This is a genomic window from Mesorhizobium sp. M1396, from assembly GCF_040317725.1.
Lineage (GTDB): Bacteria > Pseudomonadota > Alphaproteobacteria > Rhizobiales > Rhizobiaceae > Mesorhizobium.
In genome coordinates this window covers 1-6,058 of the sequence record NZ_JAMYLA010000113.1, presented here as the reverse complement: position 1 = coordinate 6,058, position 6,058 = coordinate 1, and the positions used below count along the sequence as shown (strand labels likewise).

Genomic DNA, 6,058 nt, shown 5'->3' with positions numbered 1-6,058 from the left:
GACACCGATGAGCAACACTGATGTCGAAGATTTGGCCGCCGCCCTCGTGGATGCCATTCATGAAACTTGGAAACAATCGCCGTGGGAATGATCGAGCAACGGTGGAAAGTGCGGTCGCGTCAGCGCCCCGCATCGGCGGCCTTGCAGATAAGGCAAGAGGCTCGAGGGGGTAATGAATGACCACGCAACTAAATGCAGAAGTTCGGCACGAAACACCTGCCTCGACTCGGTCGGAGGAAGCGTACGCACGCGCGTTGTCGGTATTTCCCGACGGTACCAGCCGGGTAACGATCGAACGCGATCCATTTCCGAAGTACATGGAGCGAGGCGAGGGCGCTTATCTCTTAGATGTCGACGGAAACCGTTATTTTGATTTTAACGGGAATTTCACGACTCTCATCCACGGACATGCGTTCAAACCTGTCGTCGAGGCGGTCTATCGGCAGCTGGCGAGCGGCAGTTGCTTTGCCAATCCGACGCAGATGGAAATCGAGTTGGCGAGTATCCTTTGCGAGCGGATTCCGAATGTTGATCGCGTTCGATTTGTAAACACCGGCACTGAAGCCGTAATGTTCGCTATCAAGGCGGCACGAGCTTTCACCGGCAAGGCAGGGATCGCCAAGTTCGAGGGAGCCTACCACGGCGCCTATGACTGGGTTGAAGTCAGCCAGTCCGCAAGCGCGGAGAACTGGGGACCTGCCGACGATCCGGCCTCGGTACCGTTGTACAAAGGTATGCCCGAAAGCGTTCTCCAAGAGACGCTTGTGCTGCGCTTCAATGACACTGAGCTGCTTGAGAAGAAGCTCCCGGCCCATGCGCATCGGATCGCTGCGGTCGTAATCGATCCCATGCCGAGCCGGGCTGGCCTGATAGCGCCGAACCCGGGCTTCCTGGAGGCACTGCATCGGCTCTGCCGCCATCACGGCGTGCTCATCATCGCTGACGAAGTGCTGAACCTGCGCCAAGGCTACCACGGCGCGTCAGCGCGATACGGGTTGAAACCCGACCTGATCACCATGGGCAAGATCATCGGCGGTGGACTGCCCATTGGCGCGATCGGCGGACGCGAAGAGGTCATGCAGGTCTTCAGCGCCAAGTCCGGTCGCCCTCTGCTGCCACAGGGGGGAACGTTCTCGGCCAATCCACTGTCGATTGTAGCCGGCATCGCCGCAATGCGCGCTTTGGACAAAGCAGCGTTCGCTCGCCTCGATGGACTGGGCGACCGGCTGCGCGCCAACCTTACCGAGATCATTGCGCAACGCGACGCTCCCTTTGTAGTGACCGGAGCCGGCTCCCTGTTTCGAATTCATCCGATGCGGCGGAAACCGAGTGAGTTCAGGGACACGACAACCAATCCAGCCCAAAACGCCATCCTGAGGACGCTCTCGCGCTTCTTTTCCCGTCACGGCGTCATATTGCCGAATGGGGCGGCCGCGTGCCTGTCAACCCCGATGGGAGAGACTGAGGTCGACGCGATATCCGACCTGTTTCGTCTCTTCCTCCAAGAACATGCAGCAGACATCAACGATATGGAGAAACCGGAGTAATGTCCGTGGAAACTGTAGCAGAACGGATTGCAGCAGCACTGCAACGCAACGGCGTCGAGATGATTTTTGCCCAGAGCCTACCCTCGGCGGTGGTTCTGGCATGCGAAAAGATCGGAATCCGACAGATCGCCTACCGCCAGGAAAACATGGGCGGGGCCATGGCCGATGGTTACTCTCGCATCTCTGGCAGAGTAGGCGTCGTGTGCGCCCAAAATGGACCGGCCGCAACGTTGCTCGTCCCTCCGCTCTCAGAAGCGTTCAAGGCGAGCATTCCGGTGGTGGCCTTGGTGCAGGAGGTGGAGCGCCACCAGCTCGACCGGAACGCATTCCAAGACCTGGACCACATCGCCCTTTTCTCGGCCTGTTCCAAATGGACGCGACGGGTGATAACGGCCGATCGGATCGAGGACCATGTCGACTCCGCGTTTATCGCGGCCACCAGTGGTCGACCTGGTCCAGCCGTGCTCATCCTTCCGGCCGACCTGCTCCGCGAGAATGTTCCGGCTGGCGTACGCGTTCGGACAGGGCAATACGGCACGTGGCCCCTTGATCCCATCCGCCCGAGCGACGAGGCGCTCGCGGCGGTGGCCAAGTTGCTCGCTCGCGCCGAGTCGCCCATGGTGCTGGCCGGAGGCGGTGCGGTTTCGCCGGCGGCGAGCAAGGCGCTCGCGGAGCTGCAAACCGTGGCCCATCTACCCGTCTTCACAACAAATATGGGCAAAGGCGCTGTCGATGAGCGCGCGCCTCTTACTTGCGGCGTCCTTGGGGCTCTGAATGGCCCCCGGTCCCTCGGCTACAGCACGCGCGCCATCATGGATGAGGCAGATCTCGTCTTTCTCGTCGGCACTAGGACCAACCAGAACGGAACCGACAGTTGGCGTTCGATCCCTTCTACGTCGACGGTCGTACACCTCGACATCGATCCTTGCGAGATCGGCAGAAACTACGAGTCTGTCCGCCTCGTCGGAGACATCGCCACTACAATTCAAGCCCTGACTGCAGCGCTTCGGTCGGAGGATCTCTCCAATCGCTCGTCCAAGAAGGGGGCGCTTGAACGTCGCATCGCAGAAGCCTGGGAGCAATTCGAGCAGGACCGCAGCATCTTCAGCGGAAGCAACCAGACGCCGTTGAGGCCGGAACGCATCATGCGCGATCTGCAATCGCGTATGACGCCGGAAACCATTGTCGTGGCCGACGCCAGCTACTCTTCAATGTGGATCGTCGGCCAGCTCCGCGCACTTCGTCCCGGCCAGCGGTTCATCACCCCGCGTGGCCTGGCAGGATTAGGATGGGGCTTGCCGCTCGGCATGGGCGCCAAGCTTGCAAGGCCCGACAGCCCTGTTGTCGTACTCGTCGGCGACGGCGGGTTCGCCCATAGCTGGGCGGAACTTGAAACGCTCGTGCGGTCCGAGATCAACCTCACGGTCATCGTCCTCAACAACGGCGTGCTCGGCTTCCAAAAAGACGCAGAGACCGTGAAATTCGGCGGCTATACGACAGCCTGTCACTTCGCTCCCGTCGACCATGCTGCTCTCGCCAAGGCCTGCGGCTGCGAAGCGATCACAGTCAAAAATCCGGGCGACATTGGGTCTGCCCTTGACCGGGCTCTGTCCTCGAAGACGCCGGTGCTCATCGAAGTCATCACCGATCCTGATGCGCACCCGCCGCTCTCGCTTTTTACGGGTGCCCTTGGCGAACCATCGGAACTGGTATGACGACGGCGCCTTTCACGAAGGTTGCCGTTGTCTCAGGAGGGTCGTCGGGAATTGGTTTGGCCTGCGTTCGCCAACTGCGCGTCGCCCATGGGGACGTGGCCTTTTTCAGCCAGAACGCAGATTCCAGGCGAGCCGCTGAGCCGGCGGTTCGCGAGGAGATACCGTCCGGCGCCCCGCCTGGTAGCCGGCCCCGCCGACCTTCGGGATCATGCGTCCGTTTGTGAATTCTTAATGGGTGTCGACTCGGAGCTAGGGGCAATTTCGGGCCCCGTGTGTAACGCCGGATATTCACCGAAGGGCCCGAACGGTCGCACTGCTATTTCCGGTTTAGCTCTCGATGAGTGGGTCGAGGTAATCAAGGTCAATCAGACCCGGACCTTTCTCCGCCAGCTATTGCTGAACGGTATGGTGACGGTGGGAAGTGGGCGCATCGTCCTTATCGGATCGCTTGCCGGCCGAACAGTGCCACGCATTGCGGGGGCGAGCTACGTGGCATCCAGGAGCGCTCTGGTCGGCCTGGCTAGGTCGATCGTCAGCGCCCGAAGCATCACGGCGAAAACCGTTTGCCCGGGCCGAATCCTGACCGAGATGACGGGAGCACCGGACGCGTCCGCGGATCTCTCCCCTCTTGAGCGCATCCCAATTCGGGCGGCTGGGTCGTCCAGCCGATATCGCAGGTGTGGTCGTTTTCCTCATGCGCGAGGACTCCGACTTCATCAATGGAGCGATCATCGACGTGAACGGAGGGGAGTCCTTCCCACAAGCGCCCAGTCACTATCACCCTGACTAAGGTTTGGAATCACATGAGTATGCCTGACATTGAACTGGCGAAGCGCGCTGCTGGCGAAATCGCTGAACGCACCAGAACAAGCAAGAGATCCGAAATGCGAGAGCGCTGGCCAGCGCAATGTCTCGTGGATGGCAAATGGGTGGGGGAGCCTGAATTGCCGGTGCTCAATCCCTCCACCAACGAAGAAATTGCGAAGGTTCCCGATTTCGGCGAGGCAGAGACTGCCAAGGCCATCGCAGCGGCCAAGCGGGCGTTCCCGGCTTGGGCAGGGCTCCTTGCCAAGGAGCGATCGACGACTTTGCGCCGATGGCACGATCTCGTGGTGGAATATGCCGACGAGTTGGCTCGGATACTAACCAGCGAACAGGGCAAGCCGTTGTCTGAAGCCAAGGCCGAGATCCTCTACGCGGCCTCCTTTTTGGAATTCTATGCGGAAGAAGCAAAGCGGATCTATGGCGAGACTATTCCAAGTCACATTAAGGACGGCCGCATTGTGGTGATCCGTCAACCAGCGGGTGTTGTTGCCGCAATCACGCCCTGGAACTTTCCGGCGGCGATGATAACCCGCAAAGTTGGCCCGGCCCTGGCGGCTGGCTGCACGGCCATCGTCAAGCCTGCGCTGGAAACACCGCTTACGGCATTCGCGTTTGCTGCCCTCGGTCAGAAGGCGGGTCTGCCCCCCGGCGTCCTCAATGTCGTCACGGGGAACGCTCACGCAATCGGAAAGGCACTCTGCGACAGCCCGGATGTCCGCGTGCTGAGTTTCACCGGTTCCACGGCGGTCGGGAAGCTCCTGATGGCGCAGTGCGCGACAACCGTGAAGAAACTCGCGCTCGAATTGGGTGGCAACGCGCCGTTCATCGTCTTCGATGACGCCGACATCGATGCGGCTGTCGCTGGGGCGATGGCATCGAAATTCCGCAACATGGGCCAGACCTGTGTTTGCGCGAACCGCATCTATATCCAAGATCCCATTTATGATGCATTCGCCGAAAAGCTTGCGACCGAAGTTGCTCAACTCAAGGTCGGAGATGGCATGGCCGAAGGCATTGGTCAGGGACCGTTGATAAACGCGGCCGCGGTTGCGAAGGTGGAGCAGCATATTGCCGACGCAGTGGCGAAGGGTGCGCGCATACTTACAGGGGGTACTCGTCATGAGCTAGGTGGCACCTTCTACAAGCCGACGGTGCTTTCCGAAGTCACCCAGTCGATGAAGGTCGCCCGAGAAGAGACGTTTGGACCGCTTGCCCCGCTGTTCCGATTCAGCGGTGACGAGGACGTGATCGCCATGGCGAACGACACCGAATTCGGCCTCGCTGCTTACTTTTATGCACGCGATATCGGACGCATATGGCGCGTCGCGGAGGCGCTTGAGTACGGCATGGTCGCGATCAACAGCGGGCGTCTCTCAACAGAGCTTGCTCCCTTCGGGGGCGTCAAGGAGTCGGGCATCGGTCGCGAAGGATCCCGCCACGGCATCGAGGAGTACACTGAACTGAAGCTCATGCTCATGGCCGGCATCTAGTCAAACACCGTCTCTGCTCCCGGGCGGACCTGGCCGGCGGGCGGCAAATCCGCTGCTCGCTGGCCGCTTTCTCGCGGTCTGACATTCATATCGATTCGATGGATTTCACTTTGCAGCGGGAACTGCAATCAATGTAGCACCCCTTACGGCGACTATTGAAGTTGCAAACATAGCAGACATGATTCTATGGATGACCTATATCGAAGGATACTCACGGCTCTACAAAAGAACAACCGGCTCTCATTTGCCGAACTTGCGGAATTGGTCCGTTCCTCGGCAGCGTGAGCGTCGAGTGAACAAGCTTCGTTCGGACAGCGTGATCGTTGCGGACAGGGCCGGCGATGCGCCAGATAGCCATTCAAGCCCGCTACTGCTGTGTCGTGCAGCGGCACCAGGCGGGTTTTCCGGAACTTGGTCTCGCGGATCAGCAGGCCGTCGCGCGTCACGTCGGCGACCGTCAACTTCAGCGCTTCGGAGATCC

The 6,058-nt window shown here is 60.2% G+C and carries 5 protein-coding genes and 1 pseudogene; all 6 read left to right on the top strand.

All coding sequences use genetic code 11. The features are described 5' to 3' along the window. Positions 1-176 precede the first annotated feature (176 nt). Entirely contained in the window at positions 177-1,547 is a 1,371-nt protein-coding gene (locus tag NKH02_RS33850) for an aspartate aminotransferase family protein (RefSeq protein WP_352884162.1), read from the top strand. Next, complete coding sequence (locus NKH02_RS33845; protein ID WP_352884160.1) at positions 1,547-3,262, top strand: acetolactate synthase catalytic subunit; 1,716 nt, start codon at positions 1,547-1,549, stop codon at positions 3,260-3,262. Before NKH02_RS33850 ends, NKH02_RS33845 begins: the two co-directional genes overlap by 1 nt. Positions 3,263-3,349: 87 nt before the next feature. Continuing rightward, a pseudogene (locus tag NKH02_RS33840) lies at positions 3,350-3,817 on the top strand (SDR family NAD(P)-dependent oxidoreductase); the annotation flags it as partial. A gap of 124 nt (positions 3,818-3,941) precedes the next feature. Further along, positions 3,942-4,052, top strand: coding sequence for a hypothetical protein (locus NKH02_RS33835; protein ID WP_352884159.1), 111 nt, complete (start codon positions 3,942-3,944; stop codon positions 4,050-4,052). Between the two features lie 13 nt (positions 4,053-4,065). Further along, on the top strand, positions 4,066-5,577 hold the full coding sequence (locus NKH02_RS33830) for an NAD-dependent succinate-semialdehyde dehydrogenase (RefSeq protein WP_502913894.1): 1,512 nt from the start codon (positions 4,066-4,068) through the stop codon (positions 5,575-5,577). 186 nt (positions 5,578-5,763) lie between these two features. Further along, positions 5,764-5,862, top strand: coding sequence for an AsnC family transcriptional regulator (locus tag NKH02_RS33825; protein WP_352884157.1), 99 nt, complete (start codon positions 5,764-5,766; stop codon positions 5,860-5,862). Positions 5,863-6,058 lie beyond the last annotated feature (196 nt).